This is a genomic window from Anabaena sp. CCY 9910, assembly GCF_963920875.1.
Taxonomy (GTDB): Bacteria; Cyanobacteriota; Cyanobacteriia; order Cyanobacteriales; family Nostocaceae; genus Trichormus; species Trichormus variabilis.
This window is the reverse complement of the sequence record NZ_CAWUDJ010000020.1, coordinates 22,380-47,803: the sequence shown is the minus strand read 5'-3', so window position 1 is coordinate 47,803 and position 25,424 is coordinate 22,380. Positions and strand designations below refer to the sequence as shown.

Genomic DNA, 25,424 nt, shown 5'->3' with positions numbered 1-25,424 from the left:
GTTAGCTAATTGTGCGGAAATCTTGAAACATAAAGAGCTAATTTAGTAGTAAATGTGATATGATATATATTGGCTTCTTATCTCTTAAAGATGACAAGCTAAGATTTTGCAGCAAAAACCACTGTAACTGAATGCTTTAACTAGCACTAGTTATAACAAAACTAGAAATAGTAGTTTTGGTTATTATATTTGGATAAGATATTAGATCCTGATACATTGTTCCTGCTGTTGCTACTTGAGTGAAGGTTACACAGTAGGGGCTGTAGTGGCAACAGTGAAAATCTCACAACAATGAAAATATTTTAGTAATTGTCAAAGGGGTATATATTGTACTACGCTGATTTTGCTGCTAAATCAGGATTATTTCTAGCCAAAGAACAGTGAAGTTGATATGCGATGGGCTATGCCCCACCTTAGGTGATAGCTAGCACTCAGAAATAGGCTTTGCTGGAAAAATTAAAACAAAGAAATTGAGAAAATATCAAGCTAGACGATATTAAGTAGAGGACTGTCAAGGCACAGAAATTTTGTCTTCCATAGAATAAACACATAAAACATAACGTCAAAATTTTAACGGGGGTAGTAAAAAGCCGGAGTTAAAATTTTTTTTCTCTAAATTTCAGTGATTTTATGTATTCATAGGACACGAAATTTAGTAATTTTTCTCACAAACAGTGGCGCAATTCGTGACTCAACGATCTCAGGAACAGGCTATGAATGATAACTCGACGCATCAAAACCAACAAATCACGGCGAATAATAATTCAGGGGATACCTACCAGGGGCAAAGGTGGTTAGTAGAAGAACGAGATGCCTGTGGTGTAGGTTTTATCGCTCATCGTCAAAATCATGGCAGTCACGAAATTGTGGCTAAAGCATTAGCGGCTTTGACCTGTTTAGAACATCGGGGTGGTTGTAGCGCCGACCAAGATTCTGGGGATGGTGCAGGTATATTAACCGCTATTCCTTGGGAGTTGTTACAGCAAGATTATCCCCAAGGACAGATAGACTTTTTGTCAAGCAAGAATATTGCTGTGGGTATGATTTTTTTGCCACAAGATGCAGAAATTGCCCAAAAAGCCAAAGCGATTTTTGAACAAATTGCCACGGAAGAAAAATTTACTGTATTGGGCTGGCGAGTAGTTCCGGTACAGCCGGATTTGTTGGGGATACAGGCAAAAGAAAATCAGCCCCGAATTGAGCAAGTTATTTTAAGCGCCGATAACAGTGGTGATGCCCTAGAAAGACAACTTTTTATCACCCGTAAGCGTTTATTCAAAGCCGTAAAAAGTATCTCGGAAGAATTTTACATTTGTTCCTTGTCCAGTCGCACCATTGTTTATAAGGGGATGGTGCGATCGGCGGTTTTAGGAGCATTCTATCTAGACCTACAAAACCCAGCTTATAAGAGCGCCTTTGCTGTTTATCACCGACGCTTTAGTACGAATACTATGCCCAAGTGGCCATTAGCGCAACCGATGCGGCTATTAGGTCATAACGGGGAAATTAACACCCTATTGGGAAATATTAACTGGATGATGGCGAGAGAAGCTAACTTGAGTCATCCCATTTGGGGCGATCGCTTTGATGAACTCAGACCATCAGTTCTCATGGGCAACAGTGACTCGGCAACTCTCGATAACGTCCTCGAATTATTGGTGCATTCTGGACGTAGCCCCTTGGAAGCCTTGATGATTATGGTGCCAGAGGCTTACCAAAATCAACCATCCTTGCGTAACTATCCCGAAATCGTTGATTTTTACGAATATTACAGTGGTTTGCAAGAAGCATGGGACGGCCCTGCACTGTTGGTATTTGGGGATGGTAAAACAGTAGGGGCAACATTAGACCGGAATGGTTTAAGACCTGCTCGTTATCTCATTACCAAAGATGACTATATAGTAGTGGCTTCGGAAGCAGGGGTAGTAGATTTCCCTGAAGCAGACATTATTGAGAAAGGTAGACTAGGCCCTGGTCAAATGATTGCGGTGGATCTAGTCAACCATGAAGTCCTGAAAAATTGGGAAATTAAGCAGCGCATTGCCAAACAGCAACCTTATGGAGAATGGCTGCAAAAGTACCGTCAAGAACTCAAGCAGCTTACCAGTCAGGTAAATGGCAATGGTAACGGTAATGGTCATGGTCACCGGGTAGGAGATAACGGTCATGTCAACACCACAAAGATTGATAAAGAAACCTTACTACGCCAGCAACTAGCCTTTGGTTACACCACCGAAGATGTAGAAATGGTCATTCAACCAATGGCCGCTACTGGTTCAGAACCGACCTTCTGTATGGGTGATGATATCCCCTTGGCAGTGCTGACAGACAAGCCCCACTTGCTTTATGACTATTTCAAACAGCGTTTTGCCCAAGTTACCAACCCAGCAATTGATCCATTACGGGAAAAGCTGGTGATGTCTTTGAAAGTGGAACTGGGCGAACGGGGTAACTTATTGGAACCCAAACCAGAATACGCTAGAAGACTGAAGCTAGAATCGCCAGTATTATTAGAGTCAGAATTGGCAGCCATTAAGCTATCGGGATTTGCTACAGCTGAATTGTCTACCTTGTTTGCGATCGCTAATGGGCCAGATGGACTGAAAACAGCAGTCCACGCCTTGCAACAACAAGCGGCGGAATCAGTCCGGGCTGGTGCGAAAATTCTGATTTTGAGCGATCGCGTAGGCGCAGGTATTAGCGCAGAATATAGTTACATTCCGCCCCTATTAGCTGTAGGTGCAGTGCATCACTACCTAATTCGGGAAGGATTGCGAACGAAGACATCTTTAATCGTTGATACGGCTCAATGTTGGAGTACACACCATTTTGCTTGTTTAATTGGCTATGGTGCAGGTGCTATTTGTCCTTACATGACGTTGGATACTGTGCGGAATTGGTGGTCAGACCCTGCAACCCAACAGTTCATGGAACGGGGTAAGATTACAAGCCTTTCGTTAGAACAGGCGATCGCCAACTATCGCAAAGCCGTAGAGTCTGGTTTGTTAAAGATTCTCTCGAAAATGGGAATTTCGCTGCTGTCTAGCTATCAAGCAGCGCAGATTTTTGAAGCCATCGGCATTGGTGGCGATTTGTTAGCTTTGGGATTCCAAGGTACGGCTTCCCGTATCGGTGGTTTGAGTGTCAGCGAGTTAGCCCAAGAGGTGCTTTCCATCCACAGCAAGGCTTTTCCAGAACTAGCAACCCACAAATTAGAAAACTTAGGGTTTGTCAACTACCGCCCCACCGGCGAGTATCACATGAACAATCCCAAACTAGCAAAAGCCCTGCATGAGGCGGTAGATGGGAAGAAATACGACCACTACGAAGTTTACAAACAGTACTTGCAAGGTAGACCAATTACAGCCTTACGAGACTTGCTAGATTTCCACAGCGATCGCGCACCTATTTCTCTAGAAGAAGTAGAATCAGTCAGCGATATTGTCAAGCGCTTCTGTACTGGGGGGATGTCCTTGGGTGCATTGTCACGGGAAGCCCATGAAGTATTGGCGATCGCCATGAACCGGATTGGTGGTAAATCCAACTCTGGGGAAGGTGGAGAAGACCCAGTACGTTACAAAGTATTGGATGATGTGGACGCATCGGGACACTCGCCAACTCTCCCCCATTTGCGAGGTTTGCGGAACGGAGACACAGCTTCTAGCGCCATCAAGCAAGTCGCATCAGGACGCTTTGGTGTCACACCAGAGTATTTAGCCAGCGCCAAACAAATTGAAATCAAAATTGCCCAAGGTGCAAAACCAGGAGAAGGTGGACAGCTACCAGGGCCAAAGGTGAGTCCTTACATTGCCATGTTACGGCGGTCTAAGCCTGGTGTAACCTTGATTTCACCACCACCGCACCATGATATTTATTCCATTGAAGACCTAGCACAGTTGATTTTTGACCTACACCAAATCAACCCCAAAGCCCAAGTATCGGTGAAATTAGTAGCAGAGATTGGTATTGGGACAATTGCGGCTGGTGTGGCGAAAGCCAACGCGGATATCATCCAAATTTCCGGCCATGATGGTGGTACAGGTGCATCACCACTCTCATCCATTAAACACGCCGGTTCACCTTGGGAACTAGGTTTGAGTGAAGTACATCGGGTGTTGATGGAAAATAGTCTGCGCGATCGCGTAGTCTTACGTGTAGATGGTGGTCTTAAGAGTGGTTGGGACGTATTAATTGGTGCGTTGATGGGTGCAGAGGAATTTGGCTTTGGTTCCATCGCCATGATTGCAGAAGGCTGTATTATGGCGAGAATCTGCCACACCAATAACTGTCCTGTGGGTGTTGCTTCCCAAAAAGAAGAATTACGCAAACGCTTTACAGGTATTCCCGAACACGTTGTAAATTTCTTCTACTTCGTTGCAGAAGAAGTGCGTCATCTGTTAGCTAGACTCGGCTATCGTTCTTTGTCAGAAATCATCGGCCGGGCTGATATTTTGACAACGCGTAAGGATGCGCGACTCACCAAGACCCAAGCTATCAACCTCAACTGCTTACTCCAACTACCAGACACGAGAGAAAATCGTAGTTGGTTGATACATGAAGAAGTCCACAGCAACGGCCCCGTTGTGGATGACCAATTACTGGCTGATCTCGACATTCAAGCAGCCATTCGCAACCAGTCTGCTGTTACCAAGACTTTACCTATAGTCAATACTGACAGAACATTGGGGGCAAGACTAGCTGGGGCGATCGCTTCTCAATACGGAGATAGTGGTTTTGAGGGACAAATTAACCTTAATTTCACAGGTAGCGTCGGTCAAAGCTTTGGTGCTTTCAACCTACCGGGAATCATTCTCACCCTGGAGGGAGAAGCCAACGACTACGTAGGTAAAGGAATGCACGGTGGTGAAATTATTATCAAGCCACCAGCTGAAGCTACTTATGATCCCGCACAAAATGTCATTGTGGGTAATACCTGTCTCTACGGTGCTACTGGTGGGGTGTTATTTGCCAATGGTTTAGGCGGAGAACGCTTTGCTGTCCGCAACTCTAAAGGTGTAGCCGTGATTGAAGGGGCTGGTGATCACTGTTGTGAGTATATGACAGGTGGTACAATTGTCGTCCTTGGTAAAGTAGGACGCAACGTAGCTGCGGGGATGACTGGTGGGTTAGCTTACTTCCTAGATGAAGATGGTTCATTCCCTGAATTAGTCAACCGAGAAATTGTGAAAATTCAACGGGTGCTAACCACAGCTGGCGAGAAACAACTGCAAGACTTAATTAAAGCTCATGTAGAAAGTACAGGTTCGCCAAAAGGTCAGATAATCTTGGACAATTGGCAGGAATATTTGCCTAAGTTCTGGCAATTAGTCCCACCTTCAGAGGCTGAAAGCCCAGAAGCTAACCCCCAAGCTGTAGTAGAGAAATATCTGAGTTCTGTCTAGTCACTGGTTATTAGTAGGACTTACACACCCGGATTTTCTGTTGAGACCGGGTGTAGGGTATCTTAATGAAGATGTGCTTTATTCTGGACTGTAGAGACGTTGCATGCAACGTCTCTACATCATTGATTGGTGCAACTTCATAGAGAATTGGTATGAGGGTATAGGGGTGTAGGGGTTTCAAACATTTATTTTGAATTTTGTAGCTTTAGCTTCCCGTAGAGTATTTTGAATTGATTCATACCCCTATACCATTGTCCAAATCCTTGATGTTTCGTTTTTATGCGTAAGTCCTAATTATTTATGACTAATATGCCAATGATTAGGAATAGCTAAATATTCAATTAAACAAAAGACGCGATATCTCGCGTCTTTTTTAATTAAGAATTACTTTTGATTGGCAATAAGTTTTTCATCTTTATCTTGCATTTCTAAAAGTTCGGGAACAGTTACAAAACTGTAACCTTGCTTGCGAAATCTAGCAATAATTTCTGGTAGAGCTTGTACAGTTTGAGTCCGATTACCACCGCCGTCGTGCATAAGTACAATTCCTCCAGGTTTTGCTAACCTAAACACATTATTAATTAACTTTGGTACACTGGGGCGTGAGTAGTCCATTGAGTCGGATGACCATATGATCACCGCATATTTATTGTTTTTAGCATAGGAGACTAGTCCATTATTCATCATGCCTCCCGGTGGACGAAATAAGTCTGTTTTCACACCTGTTATTTGATATATAAGGTTGGTTGTATTATTAACTTCATAAGCTGCTACTTGTGGATTCATGAAATGGTACCAATGGTGCCAAGTATGGTTACCAATTGCGTGTCCTTCAGCAGCCACTCTTCTTAATAAATCTGGGTAATTTTTTACGTTTTGTCCAACAACGAAAAATGTTGCTTTAATATTATTTTGTTTAAGAATATCTAATACTTGTGTCGTACTTTCAGGCCAAGGGCCGTCATCAAAAGTAAGGGCAATGACTTTCTGTCCGTGGGTAAGTTTTGCTGTTTTGATAGTTGCACCTTGAAAACGAGTCGGAACAGCATAAGACAAACCCTTAGTTTTTGCTTCTTGCTGCCAACTAGTCAGCATCATCGATTTGAATTTCTCAATTCGCTGCTGAGTGCCTGCTTTAGCGGGTGTACTAGTTATGTTGATATTGTTTATATTGACTCTGCTTTGTGCATCTGATGCGTTTGGTTTGAGCAACATCATCACACCAACACTCAAACTAGCACTGAGAGCTAACAATGCAAATAATATTCCTTGTGGCCAAAGAAAAGACTTATTGTTTTCCACTTCATAGCTCCTTCGGGGGTAGAATCATTTGTGACAAGGAAGACTGTAACGTTTTGTACATCTCTGTATCAATATTTAGATACTGAGCCAATTTCTATTAATCCTGAAATTTTTAATACAAATTAAAAGAAATTTAAAGATATACCAGCTATGGCTAAATTAGCTTAGATTCATCAGCTAAAACAGGAAATATGATAGACTGACAGTCTATGTAATAACTCCTATTATTTAATATCAAAATAAACTTATGCTCACAGTGTAGAGTGTATGTTTATGCTTTTGCGTCAGAGTTATGAAATACATGAATTAGATCATAGCTTCTAGACACTGTACATAAACGCTTAAGCTAAGGTAGGAAAAGTCATTAAATTATCAGTTATTGTCAAATAGACAAACTACTGTTATTCGATGTAGATATTCCATTCACCTAAAAAATTCTGTATAAGTTTGCTTGTTGATAAGAAATATTTTACTGCTAACTACCATTTTTACCTTTTAAAGAAAAAATTAAATTTTGAGTTCACTGAATGCCTCTTAAGTTTGTTGTCCAACAGATAGACGACACTTGCTCAAACATAGTTTCGCATTACCAAGAAGTTTAGATTAGTTAATCTATATACTCTTTGAAATATTTGTGCAAAATTAATGACAAGATACCGAATTCAATGTATAAAAATACTTTAGTTGTTCAATATATGGGATCGGTAAAAATCACATTAGCTTGATATTTGCTACTTTAAGTCTCTAGAGAATTAATATTACTATCCTATTAATATAAAAATTAGATATATGTTGTTACAGTATATTTACTGAAATTGTCTCAAGTTCGCAATATTTAACCACTACAAAAGAGCCTATATTGGCAAGGGAAATCATGGTTTACACGGGAAAAACGGGGTTAAATGTTAAAAAATTACATAAAAGTCTGATTTTAGGGTCTGTGGATCAGTATTGAACTGCGATCGCTCATAGTGTTTTTAATTTTATTATGAATTTTAATTAACATAGATGATTGGTTGTCTAATCTTCATACCTAGCTTTTCTTATTTGTGACAGGACTGGATTAGCTGCGTCATGGCTATTGTAGGGTGTAATCTGACCAGCTTAAAATCTTTTTTTAATTGGCCGACACATATATAGTAAGATTTGTGACGTTGAATGAATAAGAAGCGATCGCTAGCCTTTTCTGTAACTTAGGATACTCATTATTCATTGCCACTGAATTGGCAAAGCTGACTAATAATAGTCAGTTGTACTAATATTTTGCCGTAAATATGAATTACTCAGATTCTCAAATCAAAAGAGACTATATCATCCTGTTGATAATTTTTCTTATCACATTAGTCATAGACAGAATTTGGTTTTTCATAGACGAATCTATTCCCGCTTATGATCAAAGCGCACATCTAACAACGGTATTGCACCATTATCGAATTTTTCAAGACTTTAATATTTTTTCTGGTGATTGGTGGTTATCTCTGTGGCAAATAACTCCTAGTTATCGCGCTCCTTTTGTATATATTTGTACTGTGCCATTCTTATTTTTATTTGGTAAGGGATATGACCAAGCAAGTTTAGTAAACCTTTTATATACAGCTATTATCATTTTTTCAGTTTATCACTTAGGCATTTATTTATTTAAAAATCGCAAAACTGCCATAACAGCCAGTATATTTTGCTCACTATTTCCTGTCTTGGGAATTATCCGAACAGACTATTTATTAGACTATGGTTTAACAGCAATTATTGTTTTAACATTCACTATATTAACTATTTGGAAAGACAGAAAAACAGGCTTTTTAACATGGTTATTAACCTTGGGTGTAGGAATAGGGTTAGGTTTGATTATGTTAGCAAAGCCAACAGGTTTTATTTTTATTTTTATTCCTGGGATACTGACATTAATTAACTTTATTAGAAAAGGTAGTTATCTGAAGTTAATCCAAACGGGTTTATCTTTGATAGTAGCTTGGCTAGTTTGTGGTTTTTGGTATGGTTTAAATTGGTTAACTATTATTACATCTGCGTTAAATGCTAATAGAGTAGGTCAAAGAGAAGGTGATCCTCCAGCTACCACTATTGCCGGATGGTTAGTTTATCCACAAATGATCCCAGACAGTGTTGGCTTACCGATATTATTTGTAAGTATAGGGACTTTACTAGTTTATTTGTGGCAAAATAAATTTGATTTTCATGCAATTAAAAATAGGGGGCATCATTCAAGTTTAAATTGGTTAATCATTTTTTTGCTGAGTAGCTATGTAATTTGTTCTCTTGGTACTAATAAGGATAGTAGGTTTATTCTGCCTTGTTTTCCGATAATCAGTTTAATTCTGGCTTATTTTTGTAATTTGATTGATAATAAATCATTTAATAGACTCCGAATAGCAACTATTGGATTGAGTTTCATCATTTTACTCAATAGTTTATTTCCTATACCTATGATACAAGAATGGGGGATTAAGCATTTTCCTAATGATAAAGCAAAAAAATATCCACTTTCCCAACTAATAGACAAAATTAACCAAAGAAATCCATATTTAAGGTCAGCTTTAGGCGTAATTCCAGTTTCAACACCTCAAGTCAATCAGTTTACTTTAGACTATTTTGGCACATTAGCTGATTTTCGAGTATATAGCAGAAAATTGACCACGAAATTATCTCAAGTAGAGCAAGATTTAGAGTATTTTTCTTGGTATGTTACTAGAGAAAATGAACCTGACGAACCTGGAGAAAGAGGAGAAACTAAAAGAAAATTGAAATCTTTAGTGGAATCTTCTAAAGATTTAAAATTACAGGATGAATGGCAATTGCCCCAAAATGATAAATTACGATTGTATCACCGTATAAATCCTGCTGTAGTCGTTGAAAAGTTAAATGATGGCGATTCTCAGGTTATTTTAAAACAAGTTATAACTGGTAACAATTTTGTAGCAGATAAAGATAACTCAGTTACTTATAAAATAACGGGTGCTTGGGATGAATTACAAAATGGTTTATTATTATTAAAATGGCAAAATGAAGAAGCATCATTTTATCATGATCACGCGATCGCTCTAGGTAACTTATATTGTGGTCTACAATGCCATCCTCAAGGAATTTTTCAGGTAACAGAAAATCTCGCCGCATTTATTCCCAAAACCATTCCTTTAGGAAAATATCAACTGTCAGCATTCTATTTAGATAGAAGAAATGGTAAAGTTACACCTTTGAATATTGCTAATATTACCGTAAATGTGTCCGATACGGGGATAGTAGAAAAGGCACCAGCTTTAGATTTAGTTTCTAGAATGTCCCAATTAGGATTAGAATTACAAAAGGGTAAATTAGATAATATATTTGAGCAAATATCTAATTTTAATCAATATGATCCTACTCAAGATTACTTAAACCAAATTAAATTTGCAGCCAGTTATCATCTGCAAAATGAGCCGAATAATTTAAACTGGCGTTACACTTTGGTGCTGTCACAACTTTTACAAAGGCAAGTTCCAGATTTAATCGAGAATTTAACCAAGTTAACTCAATACGATAGACAAAATCCTTATGTATGGCTGTATCTAGCCTTTGTTTATTTGTATGACTTTCAACCAAGACAAGCTGAGGAAAAGTTAGCGATCGCAGAACAACTGCAACCAAACATACCGGAATTAAAAACATTGAAAACTGTAACAAATATTATGAAATTCTTGCCATTAGTTCACTTTTAAAAAATTAGCTAAAAGTTTTAATATGCGCCCAATCACACAAAAAAAATTACTATTAGTTTTGTTGGTTGCTGCTTTGGCTTTGTGGCTCACATTTTTAGGTAACTTACCTTTAAGAGATTGGGATGAGGGTACCATAGCACAGGTTGCTCGTGACATTTGGCAGGCTCCAGTTGGTTCTATGCGTTGGCTTTATCCCACCTTGGCGGGGGAGGCCTATCATAATAAGCCACCTCTCATGCACTTATTAATTGCCTGGGCTTACTCGATTGGTGGTATCAATGAATGGACAACACGTTTTCCTGGCGCATTTATCACTGCGCTGGGAGTACCTTTGTTGTACTTGTTAGGGCGATCGCTTTTTAACCGCAGTCTACCAGCCTTGTTTGCCGCATTAGTGTATTTAACTATGTTGCCTGTGGTACGTCACGGAAGACTAGCAATGTTAGATGGTACACTCATCACCTTTTTCTTATTCGTTTTGTTTTGTCTAATAAAAGCCCGCCAAAATCAAAAATATGCTTTAGGTGTGGGTATCGGTTTAGGGCTAATTGCTCTAACTAAAGGGATGATGGTTTTGCTATTAGGCGGAATTGCTGGTTTGTTTCTTTTAGCAAATAGACAATTAACTTTATTAACCAGCCCTTATTTATGGTCAGGGCTGTTTTTAGGAAGTGCGCCAGCGATCGCCTGGTATATTGCTCAATGGCAACATTATGGAGGTAGTTTTTTACAAATAAACTTGCAATCACAAACTTTTAACCGACTTTTTCAACCTGTAGAAGGACATAGTGGCCCACCTTGGTACTATGTATTGGAAATACTCAAATATGGTTTTCCGTGGCTATTGTTCTTGCCTGGAGGACTTTATTTAGCTGCAAAAAAGCGTGACACTTCCTGGGGTTGTTTAATTCTTGTCGGCACAATTGTCTACTTAGTCAGCATTTCCGTGATGAGAACGAAACTACCTTGGTATGTTATGCCGATATATCCATTTTTAGCTCTGGCCATTGGTGCTAAATTGGCTGATGTTTGGCAGTACCATCATGTTAAATCAATAACTTGGGTAGTATTCTTTGTCATACTGGCGATCGCAGGTTTAGGTGGTTGTGTCTACTTTGTGACTACTGAACCCCAGCCTGTTCTCATTGCTATGAGTCTTGTGTTAGCCGTGAGTATGGCTACGGTAGCATGGCTGGTTAATCAAGGCGATCGCAACTTTATTCCAGTTTTATTTACAGGAATGTATTTAGTTTTAATTATGTTTGTGAGTTCCCAGTCATGGATTTGGGAATTAAACGAAGCATTTCCAGTCAAACCAGTGGCCGCATTAATCCGCCAACACGTTTTACCAGGCACAAAGATTTATACTTCTTTCGCCTATAATCGCCCTAGTCTAGACTTTTACTGTGATTGTCAAGTTCTGACTGAGCCATCAATTTCACAGCAAATGGGAAGAAGTAATGATTATTTGCTTTTAGATAATACAACTTTAGAAAAAATAAACTTATCTGGAAACGAAATTCTAGGAACAGTGGAAAACTTTACTTTGATTGCTCCATCCAAAAATTAATTTAGGTAAAAGTCTAATTATTGCTTTAATTTAGATTAAAGTTCAAAATTCGTTAATTTACTACCGCAATGCAGTATTTAATTTTGGAAAAATCAAATCACACTTGCGGATCACAAACCAAAGTACATAACCCAAAACAATAGAGAAAAACTTGATATGTATAGGAGTTCCCAAATAACTAAAAAGTGATGACAACTGTACTGCTATTGCTACCCAACGGTATTGTGGCAAGTAAAAAGCTAAAATAATAGAACAAATATCAGCCGGATAAAAATATCGCTGGTGCATTTTTGGCAGTATATAAGGCATTAATAAAACTGATATTGTTGCTAAATGTATCAATCTTTCTTGCGTAATTTCTAATTTACTTTTATTTACAACGTAAGCTAATAAAATTACTGCAAATATAGTTGATATTAAGCCTATGGGAACAACTATATTATATAAATCATTAGGAATCCATTGATAAAGATTAGGGACAGCTTTAGCTAATTGTTTGTATTTATTGGCTTGATTAAAATATACCAATAATAGTTCCGACATCGGTCTTCCAGCAAACCAAGCGGGCAATATTGCTAATAAATATACTAAAGGAATTATTGGTATATAGTACCAACGTATTCTTTGTTTAAGTAACATTATTAATATTAAAGGAGAAAGAAACATTGCTTGTAGTTTAAAGGAAAGTCCAATCCCAAAACTCACCAATGCCGGAATTTCTTTCTTTATACATAAAAAATAAATGCAGGCAATTAATCCTGTTGTATATATACCGTCACACTGTCCCCAAATGGCACTGTTATAGATAGCTACAGGACTTAATATAACTGTTATAAAAGCAAAAATTGGTTGTCTACCTTGTGGATATTTAAGTTTAACAATTTTGTAAGTGAAGAAAGCACAAACAAAATCAACAGCCATAGCGAAAAGCTTAATTGAAAATATTTTAGGCAATCCTGAAAGTAGAGTGGCTGCCAATACAAGCCAGTAGAGGTAGGGAGGTGTATAGTCAGCAAAACCATGTTTTAAAGCACTAAACCCACCATTAGCGGCTATAAAATCATACCAAGGAGCTAAAAAAGAAGTATAGTCAGAGGATTTATTAGGAACACAAATTAACCGAATGAGGACAGCGCAGATAATAGCAATAGTTAAATCATTGGGAACTTGGTGAGGAAATATTTTTAATAACGTTTTAGATTTATATTTAATGAGTTTAAATAATCTTTTATCTGAAGTATTTGTCATAACTGGCATATGGGACGGTGTGTCTGGAAATTGTGGTTATTATATATGACTGAGGGAAACTGGCGAAACACCACTCTATCTGCAAGTAACGCCAGTTGCACGTATCTTGCTTCTCTGGAAGAGTACCTGGAAGCATATCGAAAACATACGCTGCATAAACGCGTGCAACAGAGAAGAAGGTATTTAGCACATACAAAACACTAATTTTTCTACCCTACCCACTGTTCTTGAGCAAATCCCACAGCTAACCTAGCGAGTAGTGTGATAAATAAACCTAGAACAAAATATCCTTGACGAGGATAGCGAGATAACAGCACACCGATCGCTATACTCAAAGGTACTATGCCATAAGCTAGGCGGCTTAAGGATATTGTTCCCCCAGAAGCAAGCAGCAGTCCGATACCGCAAAAGCCGTACATAACAGTTACAGTAGTTAGGTTTTTACGGAAACGCCACAACGCATAACTACCACCAAAGACCATGAATACATTCAGTAAGCGATTAATTAAGTCTTCTGGTGCCAGTAGTAACAAAAACAACACTAAAATGTAACAACCATAAATGATCTTGACGGAGTGTAAATACTGGCGGAAGGAGTATAAACAATATCCTCCACCAACAATCAGGATAAACAACAAAGGATGCCAAGGATCATTAATCCAACCAGATGTAGGCTGAACCCAACCAAACTGCCAGTTTTGCGGCCCCACGACAATTTTCATCAGCATACCTAACCATCCTTGCCAATCAAAGCCTAGAGATGGTCGCCAGCCTCGTTGTGCAGCGATAAAGGCGAGAGGATTGTGGAAGCGGAAGGCACAATATAAACTAAAGACGATCACCCCTGTCGCGGTGGCTAAACCTGCAATATAAGCAATTGGTGGTCTGCGTTCTTTCCAAGCAGCGATCGCCAATGCGGGAATCATAGCCATTCCTGTGGGACGTGTTGCTGTCGCCAAGGCACCCCAGAAGCTTGTCCAGCCATACTGCTTTTGATCAAAAGCCCGTAAAGCGGCTGTACTTAAAAACAAATATAGTCCTTCTGTATAAATTACCCCTGTAAACATCGCTGATGGATAACAAGAAACCACGGATGTAGCCCATCTAGCGATACTGATTCCATAAGAATTTTTCAGCCAGAAGTACAAAATATAAAGTGCTGCCAAAAATGTCACATTGTTGATTAAAAGACCAGCTACTTCAAAAGACAAACCCAAATTCATTAATACCCGAATACAGAAGGGAAACAAGGGAAAGAATGCTAGATTGTGCTGCTTACCGTCATCGACAAATTCATATCCAGTAGTGGCGATCGCCCTATAATGCACCCCATCCCAAGCATCAAAAATTCCCCAACCTAAGCTAGATAGGCTTTCTGGTGCTGATGGTAAATTCGGCGCAACCAACAACATCGTTATCCAAATCAGGATGCGGCTAAGAAACCAGAGGATTGCAGGAAAGAGAAAATCAGTTTTCCATAAAAATTTTTTGATGAATATTCGCTTTTCAAACATAGAGTTGAGTCTTTCCCAAAAATCCCTTACGCATTTTTTTCTTATAGAAATAAACAACAGAAAATTGGACAAAATTCAGTATAACTATGATTGGCTTTCATGCCACTACAAAATAACGGTCATTCAATAATTTTCGGAAAAATTTTAAATATTTAAAACTAAATCTTTAACGCCATGTGCAACTTTCTCTCAGACCTAACCCCCAACCCCTTACCTACAAGGAAAGGGAAGTAATAATTAAAGCCTCTACGCCACTTGCTACAACGCGGGGAACCCGCACAACGCAGTAGCTCCCCCCTTGTAGGGGATAGGTACTCTACCAGAAGCGCTCAGCGCTATGGAGAGAGGTTTTAAAAATAAGTTGCACATCACGTTATTTAGTATTTAAAGACACATAATCTCTCAAATGTCCCATGAGTTTTGTTTCCAGTCCCTCATCCCTAGCTTTCAATCCCCTAATTATGGCGATCGCTCTATATTAATGAGTCCTCAGCAATTTATAGTGGGAGTTGTCGGTAAATCCTTAAGCAATTGTGAAAAGTATTACTCTTGTTGGTTCCACTGGCTCAATTGGTACTCAGACTCTAGATATCGTCAGTCAGTACCCAGATCAGTTTCGGATTGTGGGGTTGGCGGCGGGAAGCAATGTAGAAATGTTGGCAGAACAGATTCGTCAGTTCCGTCCCCAAATAGCAGCGATTTCTGCCGCCGAAAAATTACCAGCACTGCAAGCAGCTATTAAAGACCTTGATCCCCAACCTATTTTACTAGGGGGCGAAGCCGGAGTGATCGAAGTTGCTCGTTACGGTGATGCCGAAACAGTGGTGACAGGTATTGTCGGTTGTGCTGGTTTACTGCCAACAATCGCCGCCATCGAAGCTGGTAAAGACATTGCCTTAGCAAACAAAGAAACTCTCATCGCCGGCGGGCCTGTAGTCTTACCCTTAGTAGAAAAACACGGCGTTAAATTATTGCCAGCCGATTCCGAACATTCTGCCATCTTCCAATGCCTCCAAGGTGTACCAAAAGGCGGCTTAAGGAAGATTTTACTCACGGCTTCCGGTGGTGCTTTTCGGGATTGGGATGTGGAAAGATTAGCAGAAGTGACGGTGGCCGATGCCCTAAAACATCCTAACTGGTCAATGGGGCGAAAAATTACTGTAGACTCAGCCACCCTGATGAACAAAGGCTTAGAAGTAATTGAGGCTCATTTTCTGTTTGGGTTAGATTATCAAGATATCGAAATTGTCATCCATCCCCAAAGTATTATTCATTCACTAATTGAGCTGCAAGATACCTCAGTTTTAGCCCAACTCGGCTGGCCGGATATGCGCTTACCTTTACTGTATGCTTTGTCTTGGCCGGAACGCATCTACACTGACTGGGAACCCTTAAATTTAGTCAAAGCTGGCAATCTCACCTTCCGTGAACCAGACCATCAAAAGTATCCTTGTATGCAGTTAGCTTATGCGGCTGGTAGGGCGGGTGGTTCCATGCCGGCAGTGTTAAATGCTGCTAATGAACAGGTTGTAGCATTATTCCTAGATGAGAAAATCAAATTTTTAGATATTCCCCGGTGTATCGAATTAGTGTGCGATCGCCATCAAAATGATAACTGTGCAAATCCTTCTTTAGATGATATTTTGGCAGCAGATCAATGGGCAAGACAAGAAGTTTTAACAGCTACTAAAAATTTAGCAAGCCAACCTCAGATAATTTCCGTCAACTAAGCACTGAAATTGCAAATACTTAGTATCTTGGTGTCTTACGTAAGAAAAATCTAAAACCACATAAGGCATCAAGATACAGAGGTTTTTAGCCCCTATTAATTCTTTGAAAATAAAAATCTCTTTAGTGAATCAGGACTTACACAACTGACCCAATAGTAGGGTGCGTCAGATGTGGAAAATTCTTTAATGTGTACACAATTATTGGGGCTGACGCACCCTAGAGTTAGTTTGATTATGACACTTGCGTAAGTCCTATGAATTTGTCTAAAAATTCATGTTAAATTCCGGAATCAAGCAATTCCTCTATGTATAGTCATTTTGCAATAGTTGCCCAAAGATTCAGGTATTGCTAGACATAATATGATGTTAAAAACATTACACTCCCGACAAAAATTATAGGTAGTTATTTCCCGGAAAATATAGACTTACTAATCAAGTCCCTTGAAAATTAGAGATAAATCTTGAGGAATTTATATTTATGATTCCTACGCTTATTTTAGCTTGGATTGTATTTGTTATAGTTTGGAAGGTATTAAAAGCAACTCTTACCAATGCCTTAACTATTGCAGCCATTCTCATCTTGTTAAACATTGGTTTTGGCATCACACCGCAGGATATTTGGCATCAAATCATGCAGTTTGCACAAACTTTATCACAAGTACAGGGTGGGAAATAGGGGCGAATTGAGGCTAGGGATGAGAGAATTTGGACGACTATCTGAGCCTAACCACCACTTACAGGGGGAATTAACACTACTTCATCCCCGTTTTTTAAAACTGTATCGGGTTCGACAAATATTAGATTAATCCCAAAGCGCGTGATATCTCGCCATTGAGCCAGTTCTGGGCGTTCTGCTATGAGGCGATCGCACACTGCGCTAACGGGTGTACCATTGGGAAATTCCCACACCAGTTCTGGTATTCCATAAGCTTCTTGGTAAACAGCAAATAACTTGATGGTGATAGTGATTGCAGAATTGGACATAATATTTTGTCCCCGATCTTACTGTGCGAGGATTTTGGCAAAGATTTAGATGAGAGGATTAATAGTCACCAATTTAGGTAATGATAGAAATTGGCAGTTTGATACAGCAAGTTGATTGCTGACTTTGAATTTATCTGATTTTACATACACTTAATAAAATTTATTCAATTTTAAGGTAAAATGCAACCTGAATTCAATTTTTTTCAGCACTGGTATCCTGTCTCACCCATAGAAGACTTAGACCCCAAACGGCCAACCCCTGTTACTCTTTTAGGAATTCGTTTAGTTATCTGGAAACCAAAATCATCAGATAGTTTTCGGATATTTATAGATCAATGTCCTCACCGTCTCGCACCCTTAAGTGAAGGGCGTATTGACGATAAAACCGGTAACTTAATGTGCAGTTATCACGGCTGGCAATTTGATACTGAGGGTGTTTGTACCCGCATTCCTCAAGCTGAGAATCCAGAAATAGTTACCAAAAACCGAAAAGACTTTTGTGTTATTTCCTTGCCTGTACGCCAAGAGAATGATTTACTCTGGGTTTGGCCTGATGTGAACTCTCAGGAATTAGCCCATCAAACACCATTACCTCTGTCACCGCAAGTAGACGCTAGCAAAGGTTTTGTGTGGACTTCTTTCGTGCGCGATTTAGAATACGACTGGCAAACTCTAGTAGAAAATGTGGCAGATCCTAGTCATGTTCCTTTTGCCCATCATGGAGTGCAGGGTAATCGAGAACAAGGCAGGGCTAGACCTATTAGTATTATGCAATCAACGCCAGGTTTGATTGAGGCTGTCGCAGATGGACTAGTCACAGCCAAGATTACTTTTGAACCGCCTTGTCGTTTAGAGTACGCCATTAGTGTTGGTAATGATGGAAAACAGTTAGGACTTGTCACTTATTGCCTTCCTGTATCTCCTGGCAAATCAAGAATTGTCGCTCAGTTTCCTCGCAATTTTGCTAAAACACTTCATCGTCTTACACCCAGATGGTGGGATCACATCAAAACGCGTAATTTAGTACTTGATGGGGATATGATTTTGCTCAATCAGCAAGAGCATTTGATCCAACAAAGACAATTATCAGCCACTTGGAAAACAGCCTACAAGATGCCAACAAGCGCCGATCGCCTGGTAATTGAATTTCGCAAGTGGTTTGATAAATACTGTGACGGGGGATTACCTTGGAAAGAAGTGGGAATCCCCATTCCTGAAGCTGCCGCAATTAACGACAACCGGGATGTCTTGTTAGACAGATACAAACAACACACCCGGCATTGCAGCAGCTGTCGTAATACCCTGAAGAATATCGAGCGACTACAACTGATATTACTAGGCTATTTCGCCCTTGTTATTTCTGGGGTTGCCGTTATACCTGACTCCTTAAGAGTCCGGCTAGGTTTACCCTTAATAATTACAGCAATCTTAGGACTGGGACTTTACTCCTGGCTAAAATTTTGGCTGGTGCCGAAATTTTACTTTGTAGATTATGTCCACGCTGAAAAATAAGGGAACAACAAAAAATAAATTATCCAAAATTCATGGTTTAGTAGGGTGCGTCAGCGCCATAGAACCTAACTATACTCAGACATTGTTCATATTGACGCACCCTACATTTTGGATATTTTTTATCTGGAAGTCACAAAGAAACGCTTGACTAATGACTATTGACTAAAATATCTGTTCCAGCTTTTGGAAATCGCGCTGTACTTCCTCCCATAATGCCTTGTTATGAGGGTCAGTTTTTAAGGCTTTTTTGAGGTAGACTCTGGCTTTGAGGAGTTGATTTTCGTTAATGAGGGCGCGTCCCCAGATTTGATAGGCGATCGCCTGCCATTGGCGTACTTCTGGATCTTTTGGCAAACGGGCGGCTAAAGCTTCTGCTAAGGCGATCGCTTGGGGAAACCTTCTTTCCCGCAAAAACCGTTGCAGTTGTTCGTAAGTCTTCCACTTTAACCGTTGTTCAATTTCTATAATGTTCGGTGGTTTTGATGGGGCTGACTTTTCATCTGTGACGGTAGCCGTAGGCGCTTTCTCTGAGTGAGTTGCTTTGATATTTTCACTACTAGACGCAGGTGATTGCTTTGACTTTGGGGCTGTGTCCTCTGGAGGTACTACCGTCAACAGAAATCTGTAAGCCTCAGTCAAGGCAATAAACTTATCTTGAGCTTTTTTATCACTAGGGTTGATATCAGGATGATATTGCTGCGCCAGCCGTCGGTAAGAGGCTTTAATATCAGCAAATGAAGCTCCCGACCTTAAACCCAATAAACGGTAGCAATCTCCGAGATCCATTTTGATCTACTTAATTCTGTAATATTCAGCCATCAGCGATGAGCTTTTTGCTGAAAGTTTTAATAATAAACAATAATCTTATAATTTATAGTTCACATTTGACAGTTTTTCTAGGGATTGGGGATTGGGGATTGGGGACTGGGGATTGGGGACTGGGGATGGAATTTATTTTGAATTTTGAATTTTGAATTTTGAATTGATTCATCCCCTGCCCCCATTTCTAGATGCGTTCTTCAATCACACGGTCAATCAAGCCGTATTCCTTTGCCTCTTGAGCTGACATGAAGAAGTCCCGATCCATGTCTTTTTCAATTTTGGCTATGGGTTGATTGGTGTTGTTGGCATAAATTTGATTGAGCTGGTGGCGAATCCGCAGAATTTCTCTGGCTTCGATTTCGATATCGGTTGCTTGTCCACGGGTGCCGCCAGAGGGTTGGTGAATCATGATCCGTGAATGGGGTAATGCTAGGCGCTTACCTTTAGTACCAGCAGCTAACAAGAAGGAACCCATCGAAGCGGCTAAACCTACACAAATGGTTACCACATCTGATTTGATGTGCTGCATTGTGTCGTAAATTGCCAAGCCGGATGTTACCATCCCACCGGGGGAATTGATATACAAGTAAATATCTTTACCTGGGTCTTCCGAATCCAGGTACAACATAACAGCGATGATTTGGTTAGCAATTTCATCATCAACGTCGCGTCCCAGGAAAATAATCCGTTCCCGGTAGAGGCGATCGTAGATGCTAATCCAATCGGTAAATTGGCCGCCTGGCATCCGGTACGGAACTTTAGGAACTCCTATAGGCATTTTTTTTGACTCCGTATGTAATTAGTGATGAGTCATTAGTTCATTCACTATTGACTGTTGACTATTGACTATTGACTGTTTAAAGAACACTTGCTGGTAGTGGTGGATTTGCAAGTTCTTCTTTTTCAAAAACTCTGTCAATCAAACCGTAATCCTTGGCTTGATAAGGAGTCATGTATAGGAGACGATCCATGTCTTTGGTGATTTTTTCTGGTGCCTGTCCGGTGGTGCGGGCGAAAATATCAACCATTGAACCTTTGTTTACCAAGACTTCCCTGGCTCGAATTTGAATATCCGTTGCTTGACCTTGGGCGTAGCTCTTGGGTTGATGCAGGATAATTGAGGCGTTGGGTAAACTAGCGCGACAACCTTTTGTCCCAGCACTCAGTAACATTGCTGCCATCCCCATCGCCGAACCGATGCAAATGGTGTGAATTGGAGGCTTGATGTATTTCATGGTGTCGTAGATGGCGAAGGCTTCAGTTTCAAAGCCAATAGGTTCGCCACTATAACCGGAGGTGCCAGTGGAGTTTATATAGATTTTAATTGGTTTGTCGGGGTCGTCGGACTGTAAATACAATAGTTGAGCGACTATCAATTCCGTAACAGCAGGAACCAGTGGCATCCCCAGATAGACAATTCGTTCCTTGAGTAAAAGGGAGGGTAAATCTGGTGGCGGTGTCCTGTAGGAGTTGTCACCGTAGTAAGGGGCTTGAACAGCCTTGATGGGGGAAATGTCCATAGCAACTGATCGCCTGATATTGTGCCGTTAACTGTAATACATCCTAGCGCGATGCTAGCTCTCTTCAAGTGCGGTTTTCTCGCTAATCGGAGGTAACAGAGCATCTGCCAACAGGTGGCTCCTAAGATATTCTGAATATATTATCTGAAATATATTAATGGATTGACTTTAATAAAGTTTTCCGTAGCGCTGGTGTAGCGTTTTGGAGTTATTCATGAATGTATATATACTAACCAGGAATTAAGGGTTATGAAAGTTAATTTGCAGCCTGTCCTCAATGATGCCAATTTGGATGCACAACAGCCAAGCAGCCAGCGTCAGTTGGCAATTTCCATCTCAGCTGGTGCTGAACCTCAAGACCGCACTGTACCGCTTAATTTATGTCTAATTCTTGACCATAGCGGCTCGATGAATGGGCGACCGTTAGAAATAGTCAAACAGGCGGCGATTCGCTTAGTTGACCGTCTCAAGACTGGCGATCGCCTGAGTGTGGTAGCTTTTGATCACCGTGCTAAGGTCTTAGTCCCTAATCAAGTCATCGACAACCCAGAACAAATCAAGAAACAAATCAATCGGCTGGCGGCGGATGGTGGGACAGCCATTGATGAGGGTTTGCGTTTGGGAATTGAGGAATTAGCCAAGGGGAAAAAAGAAACGATTTCTCAAGCTTTTTTGTTAACCGATGGGGAAAATGAACACGGCGATAACAATCGCTGCTTGAAATTCGCTCAATTAGCTGCTGGTTATAACTTGACTTTGAATACTCTGGGATTTGGCGACAACTGGAACCAAGATGTTCTAGAAAAAATTGCGGATGCAGGCTTGGGAAGCTTGTCTTATATCCAGAAAGCCGAACAAGCGGTAGATGAGTTTGGTCGTCTGTTTAGTCGGATACAAACGGTGGGTTTGACAAACGCCTATTTGCTATTGTCTCTTGCGCCTAATGTCCGTCTGGCAGAACTTAAACCCATTGCCCAAGTTGCCCCAGACACAATTGAGTTACCCCTGCAACAAGAAACAGATGGCCGTTTTGCTGTTCGCCTGGGAGATTTGATGAAGGATGTAGAAAGGGTGATTTTGACTAATATTTATCTGGGTCAATTGCCAGAGGGTAAACAACCCATTGCCAATGTGCAGATCCGTTATGATAACCCAGCACAAGACCAAACCGGGTTATTCACTCCCAATATCCCCGTTTATGCCAATGTTGTTAGGGAGTACCAACCAGCTATTAATCCCCAGGTGCAACAGTCGATTTTAGCCTTAGCTAAGTATCGGCAAACCCAGCTAGCAGAAGCCAAATTGCAACAAGGCGATCGCGTGGGTGCGGCTACTATGTTGCAAACTGCTGCCAAAACTGCCCTGCAAATGGGTGACACAGGTGCGGCGACAGTTTTACAAACCTCTGCGACTCAATTACAGGCTGGGCAAGATTTATCAGAAAGCGATCGCAAGAAAACCCGGATTGTCTCCAAAACCGTCTTGCAAGATATCCCTCCTAAATGAAAGTTCAATTGCTAAGAGCGTTAAGTGATACTAATATTGATGCCACTCAATTGAGCAGCCAGCGTCAATTGGCAATTTCCATTTCTGCTGTCGCCGAGCAGTTTGAGCAAAATTTACCACTCAATTTATGCTTGATTTTAGATCAAAGTGGTTCCATGCACGGTAAGCCGTTGAAAATGGTAATTGCGGCTGTTGAGAGATTATTAGATAGGTTACAGCCAGGCGATCGGATTTCAGTTGTGGCGTTTTCTGGGTCTGCGACAGTCATTATCCCCAATCAAATAGTCGAAGACCCCGAAAGTATCAAAACCCAAATTAGAAAGAAGCTACAGGCTAGCGGCGGTACAGTTATTGCTGAGGGTTTGCAACAGGGAATTACAGAACTGATGAAGGGGACAAGAGGGGCTGTTTCCCAAGCATTCCTCCTTACGGATGGTCATGGTGAAGATAGTCTCAAAATTTGGAAGTGGGAAATCGGCCCAGATGATAGCAGGCGTTGTCGGGAATTTGCCAAGAAGGCGGCAAAAATCAACCTCACTATCAATACTTTGGGCTTTGGTAATAATTGGAATCAGGATTTATTAGAAACAATTGCTGATGCTGGTGGTGGTACTCTAGCTCACATTGAGCGTCCAGAACAAGCTGTCCATCACTTTAATCGCCTGTTTGCGAGGGTGCAATCGGTGGGTTTAACTAATGCTTACCTCATACTGTCTCTTGCGCCCCAAGTCCGGCTAGCAGAACTGCGGCCTATTGCCCAAGTTGCCCCTGATATTATTGAGTTACCGGTAGAACCAGAAGCAGATGGGAGTTTTATTATTCGTTTGGGAGATTTGATGAAAGATGAGAACCGGGTGGTTTTAGCGAATCTTTACCTGGGAAAGCTACCGGAAGGACAGCAGGTAATTGGTAATGTACAAGTCCGCTATGATAATCCGAGTTTGCATGAAGAGGGGCTGCTTTCACAAATTTGGCCGATATATGCAAATGTGATGCAGGCCTATCAAGCGGATTTTGACCCCCATGTACATAAATCTATTTTGACATTGGCTAAGTATCGCCAAACTCAATTAGCAGAGACAAAATTGCGTCAAGGCGATCGCTCTGGTGCCGCGACAATGTTACAAACAGCAGCCAAAACAGCTTTACAAATCGGCGATAATAATGCAGCCACAGTTTTACAAACTTCTGCTACCCGCCTGCAAGCTGGGGAAAAACTTTCAAATGCAGATTTAAAGAAGACTAGAATTGTGTCTAAGACAGTTTTACAAAGTTTTTAATTATATGAAAACCACTGGTATTCATCATGTAGCGATTATTTGCTCAGATTATGAGCGATCAAAAAAATTTTATGTGGAAGTTCTAGGATTGGGAATTATTCAAGAAACTTTTCGTGCTGCCAGAAATTCTTATAAATTAGATTTACGCATTAACGAAAATACCCAAATTGAATTATTCTCTTTTCCGAATCCTCCCCAAAGACCAAGTACTCCAGAAGCTTGTGGTTTAAGACATTTATCCTTTGCTGTTGAAAGTATAGAAGAGACTGTTGCTTATTTACAATCTCATGATGTAGAGGTAGAAAATATCAGAATCGATGAGATTACTGGTAAGAAATTTACTTTCTTTAAAGACCCGGATGATCTGCCGTTAGAAATATATGAACATTAATAGAAAATTTTCAAACATCCTCTAAGTATAAGGGCTAAATTAAACCTAACTGCAAATTGCCGGGTTTCTTTACTCCCCTCTCCGCGTCGGAGCTACGGTGTACACACAAGTACTATCTGCAAGGGTTTCAGGCGTTATAGCCCCTTAAAATGTCATTACGAGCGCAGCGAAGTAATCACATAATCCCGTGGTTTTTGCGATTGCGTCGTCGTTCCTCCTCTCTACGAGACGCTAACGCGAACGCAATGACAGGTTTTCATAGCGATCGCACAACCTAAAGCTAGATGACGAAACCAAGTACTAAAGGGAATTTTCAGACTTGTGTGTACACCTTAGCCGCTTCGGAGAGGGGCTGGGGGAGAGGTCAGAAAAGACTTGTCGAACTCACGTTAAAATAGAGTTAGGAAAGGTAGAATTTACTTGCTTAGGAAGTTCTATGATGACTTTACGAGAAATTATTAATTCTATTGAAAGTTTACCCACAGAAGATCAAGAGTATTTATTTGAGTTTCTTCGCCAGCAAAGAATTGAGAATCGACGGGTTGAAATTTTGGCTAATAGTCAGGAAGTAATGCAGGCTTTGAAAGATGGGACAGCTCATAGAGGAAGCGTTGATGATTTGATCGCTGATTTACTAGGAGACGATGATGGAAGTTGTCTGGAGTAGTGGATTTAAGCGCTCTTTTAAGAAAATTATCAAGAAAAAACCACAATTAAAAGATCAGATAGTTAAGGTATTAAGGCTTTTAGCAGACGACCCATTTACAACTTCTTTAAAGTCTCATAAGTTAACAGGAAATTTAGCTGGTTTGTGGTCTTGTTCTGTTACTTATGATTGTAGAATTATATTTACTTTCTCTGAGGATGAAAATTTGTTAGAAATGGTTATTTTATTGGTTGATATTGGTAGCCACGATGAAGTTTATTAAATTA

Annotated in this window: 19 protein-coding genes; 12 read left to right on the top strand and 7 right to left on the bottom strand. The window is 40.4% G+C overall.

Features of this window, described 5'->3' with window-relative positions; genetic code table 11:
- The first annotated feature begins 713 nt into the window (after positions 1-713).
- A complete protein-coding gene (locus tag ACM5QX_RS16125; RefSeq protein WP_414754477.1) occupies positions 714-5,402 on the top strand; it encodes a glutamate synthase-related protein in 4,689 nt (1,562 codons plus the stop codon).
- 384 nt (positions 5,403-5,786) lie between these two features.
- Here ACM5QX_RS16125 and ACM5QX_RS16120 read toward each other — a convergent pair whose 3' ends face one another.
- Complete coding sequence (locus tag ACM5QX_RS16120) at positions 5,787-6,704, bottom strand: polysaccharide deacetylase family protein (RefSeq protein WP_414754431.1); 918 nt, start codon at positions 6,702-6,704, stop codon at positions 5,787-5,789.
- A gap of 1,274 nt (positions 6,705-7,978) precedes the next feature.
- Between ACM5QX_RS16120 and ACM5QX_RS16115 the strand changes: the two genes are divergently transcribed.
- Positions 7,979-10,414 (top strand): hypothetical protein, encoded by a 2,436-nt coding sequence (locus ACM5QX_RS16115; protein WP_414754430.1) that lies wholly within the window; start codon positions 7,979-7,981, stop codon positions 10,412-10,414.
- A gap of 22 nt (positions 10,415-10,436) precedes the next feature.
- Complete coding sequence (locus ACM5QX_RS16110) at positions 10,437-11,984, top strand: ArnT family glycosyltransferase (RefSeq protein ID WP_414754429.1); 1,548 nt, start codon at positions 10,437-10,439, stop codon at positions 11,982-11,984.
- A 60-nt stretch (positions 11,985-12,044) separates the two neighbouring features.
- Here ACM5QX_RS16110 and ACM5QX_RS16105 read toward each other — a convergent pair whose 3' ends face one another.
- Both ACM5QX_RS16105 and ACM5QX_RS16100 read right to left on the bottom strand, forming a co-directional pair.
- Entirely contained in the window at positions 12,045-13,232 is a 1,188-nt protein-coding gene (locus ACM5QX_RS16105; RefSeq protein ID WP_414754476.1) for a hypothetical protein, read from the bottom strand.
- A 209-nt stretch (positions 13,233-13,441) separates the two neighbouring features.
- Positions 13,442-14,746: a mannosyltransferase family protein gene (locus ACM5QX_RS16100; RefSeq protein WP_414754428.1), complete on the bottom strand. Its 1,305-nt coding sequence runs from the start codon at positions 14,744-14,746 to the stop codon at positions 13,442-13,444.
- A gap of 533 nt (positions 14,747-15,279) precedes the next feature.
- Here ACM5QX_RS16100 and dxr point away from each other — a divergent pair.
- Together dxr and ACM5QX_RS16090 are read left to right on the top strand one after the other, a co-directional pair.
- A complete protein-coding gene (gene dxr / locus ACM5QX_RS16095; RefSeq protein WP_011318136.1) occupies positions 15,280-16,476 on the top strand; it encodes a 1-deoxy-D-xylulose-5-phosphate reductoisomerase in 1,197 nt (398 codons plus the stop codon).
- Between the two features lie 478 nt (positions 16,477-16,954).
- Positions 16,955-17,152 carry a hypothetical protein gene (locus ACM5QX_RS16090; RefSeq protein WP_011318137.1) on the top strand — a complete coding sequence of 66 codons (198 nt, stop codon included), beginning with the start codon at positions 16,955-16,957 and terminating at the stop codon, positions 17,150-17,152.
- Positions 17,153-17,199: 47 nt separating this feature from the next.
- On the opposite strand, the gene ACM5QX_RS16085 is transcribed toward ACM5QX_RS16090, so the two are convergent.
- Complete coding sequence (locus tag ACM5QX_RS16085) at positions 17,200-17,460, bottom strand: MoaD/ThiS family protein (RefSeq protein WP_011318138.1); 261 nt, start codon at positions 17,458-17,460, stop codon at positions 17,200-17,202.
- 180 nt (positions 17,461-17,640) lie between these two features.
- On the opposite strand from ACM5QX_RS16085, the gene ACM5QX_RS16080 reads away from it, so the two are divergent.
- Positions 17,641-18,972 (top strand): Rieske 2Fe-2S domain-containing protein, encoded by a 1,332-nt coding sequence (locus ACM5QX_RS16080; RefSeq protein ID WP_414754427.1) that lies wholly within the window; start codon positions 17,641-17,643, stop codon positions 18,970-18,972.
- A 162-nt stretch (positions 18,973-19,134) separates the two neighbouring features.
- Here the strand turns inward: ACM5QX_RS16080 and ACM5QX_RS16075 are convergent, their stop codons facing one another.
- The 3 genes from ACM5QX_RS16075 to ACM5QX_RS16065 all read right to left on the bottom strand — a co-directional run bounded on the left by ACM5QX_RS16075 (position 19,135) and on the right by ACM5QX_RS16065 (position 21,314).
- Positions 19,135-19,758 carry a J domain-containing protein gene (locus tag ACM5QX_RS16075; protein WP_011318140.1) on the bottom strand — a complete coding sequence of 208 codons (624 nt, stop codon included), beginning with the start codon at positions 19,756-19,758 and terminating at the stop codon, positions 19,135-19,137.
- A gap of 220 nt (positions 19,759-19,978) precedes the next feature.
- A complete protein-coding gene (locus ACM5QX_RS16070; protein ID WP_414754425.1) occupies positions 19,979-20,572 on the bottom strand; it encodes an ATP-dependent Clp protease proteolytic subunit in 594 nt (197 codons plus the stop codon).
- Between the two features lie 79 nt (positions 20,573-20,651).
- Positions 20,652-21,314 carry an ATP-dependent Clp protease proteolytic subunit gene (locus ACM5QX_RS16065; protein WP_011318142.1) on the bottom strand — a complete coding sequence of 221 codons (663 nt, stop codon included), beginning with the start codon at positions 21,312-21,314 and terminating at the stop codon, positions 20,652-20,654.
- A gap of 249 nt (positions 21,315-21,563) precedes the next feature.
- On the opposite strand from ACM5QX_RS16065, the gene ACM5QX_RS16060 reads away from it, so the two are divergent.
- From ACM5QX_RS16060 to ACM5QX_RS16035, 6 genes are all read left to right on the top strand, one after another.
- The gene (locus tag ACM5QX_RS16060; RefSeq protein ID WP_414754424.1) at positions 21,564-22,820 is read left to right on the top strand and encodes a vWA domain-containing protein; all 1,257 of its coding nucleotides are present in this window, start codon (positions 21,564-21,566) and stop codon (positions 22,818-22,820) included.
- Complete coding sequence (locus ACM5QX_RS16055) at positions 22,817-24,100, top strand: vWA domain-containing protein (RefSeq protein ID WP_414754423.1); 1,284 nt, start codon at positions 22,817-22,819, stop codon at positions 24,098-24,100. The genes ACM5QX_RS16060 and ACM5QX_RS16055 overlap by 4 nt, the downstream gene beginning before the upstream one ends.
- 4 nt (positions 24,101-24,104) lie before the next feature.
- Positions 24,105-24,491, top strand: coding sequence for a VOC family protein (locus ACM5QX_RS16050; protein ID WP_414754422.1), 387 nt, complete (start codon positions 24,105-24,107; stop codon positions 24,489-24,491).
- A 149-nt stretch (positions 24,492-24,640) separates the two neighbouring features.
- The gene (locus tag ACM5QX_RS16045) at positions 24,641-24,769 is read left to right on the top strand and encodes a hypothetical protein (protein ID WP_414752710.1); all 129 of its coding nucleotides are present in this window, start codon (positions 24,641-24,643) and stop codon (positions 24,767-24,769) included.
- A gap of 158 nt (positions 24,770-24,927) precedes the next feature.
- Positions 24,928-25,158 carry a hypothetical protein gene (locus ACM5QX_RS16040; protein ID WP_414754421.1) on the top strand — a complete coding sequence of 77 codons (231 nt, stop codon included), beginning with the start codon at positions 24,928-24,930 and terminating at the stop codon, positions 25,156-25,158.
- Positions 25,139-25,420: a type II toxin-antitoxin system YafQ family toxin gene (locus tag ACM5QX_RS16035; protein WP_414754475.1), complete on the top strand. Its 282-nt coding sequence runs from the start codon at positions 25,139-25,141 to the stop codon at positions 25,418-25,420. The genes ACM5QX_RS16040 and ACM5QX_RS16035 overlap by 20 nt, the downstream gene beginning before the upstream one ends.
- Positions 25,421-25,424 lie beyond the last annotated feature (4 nt).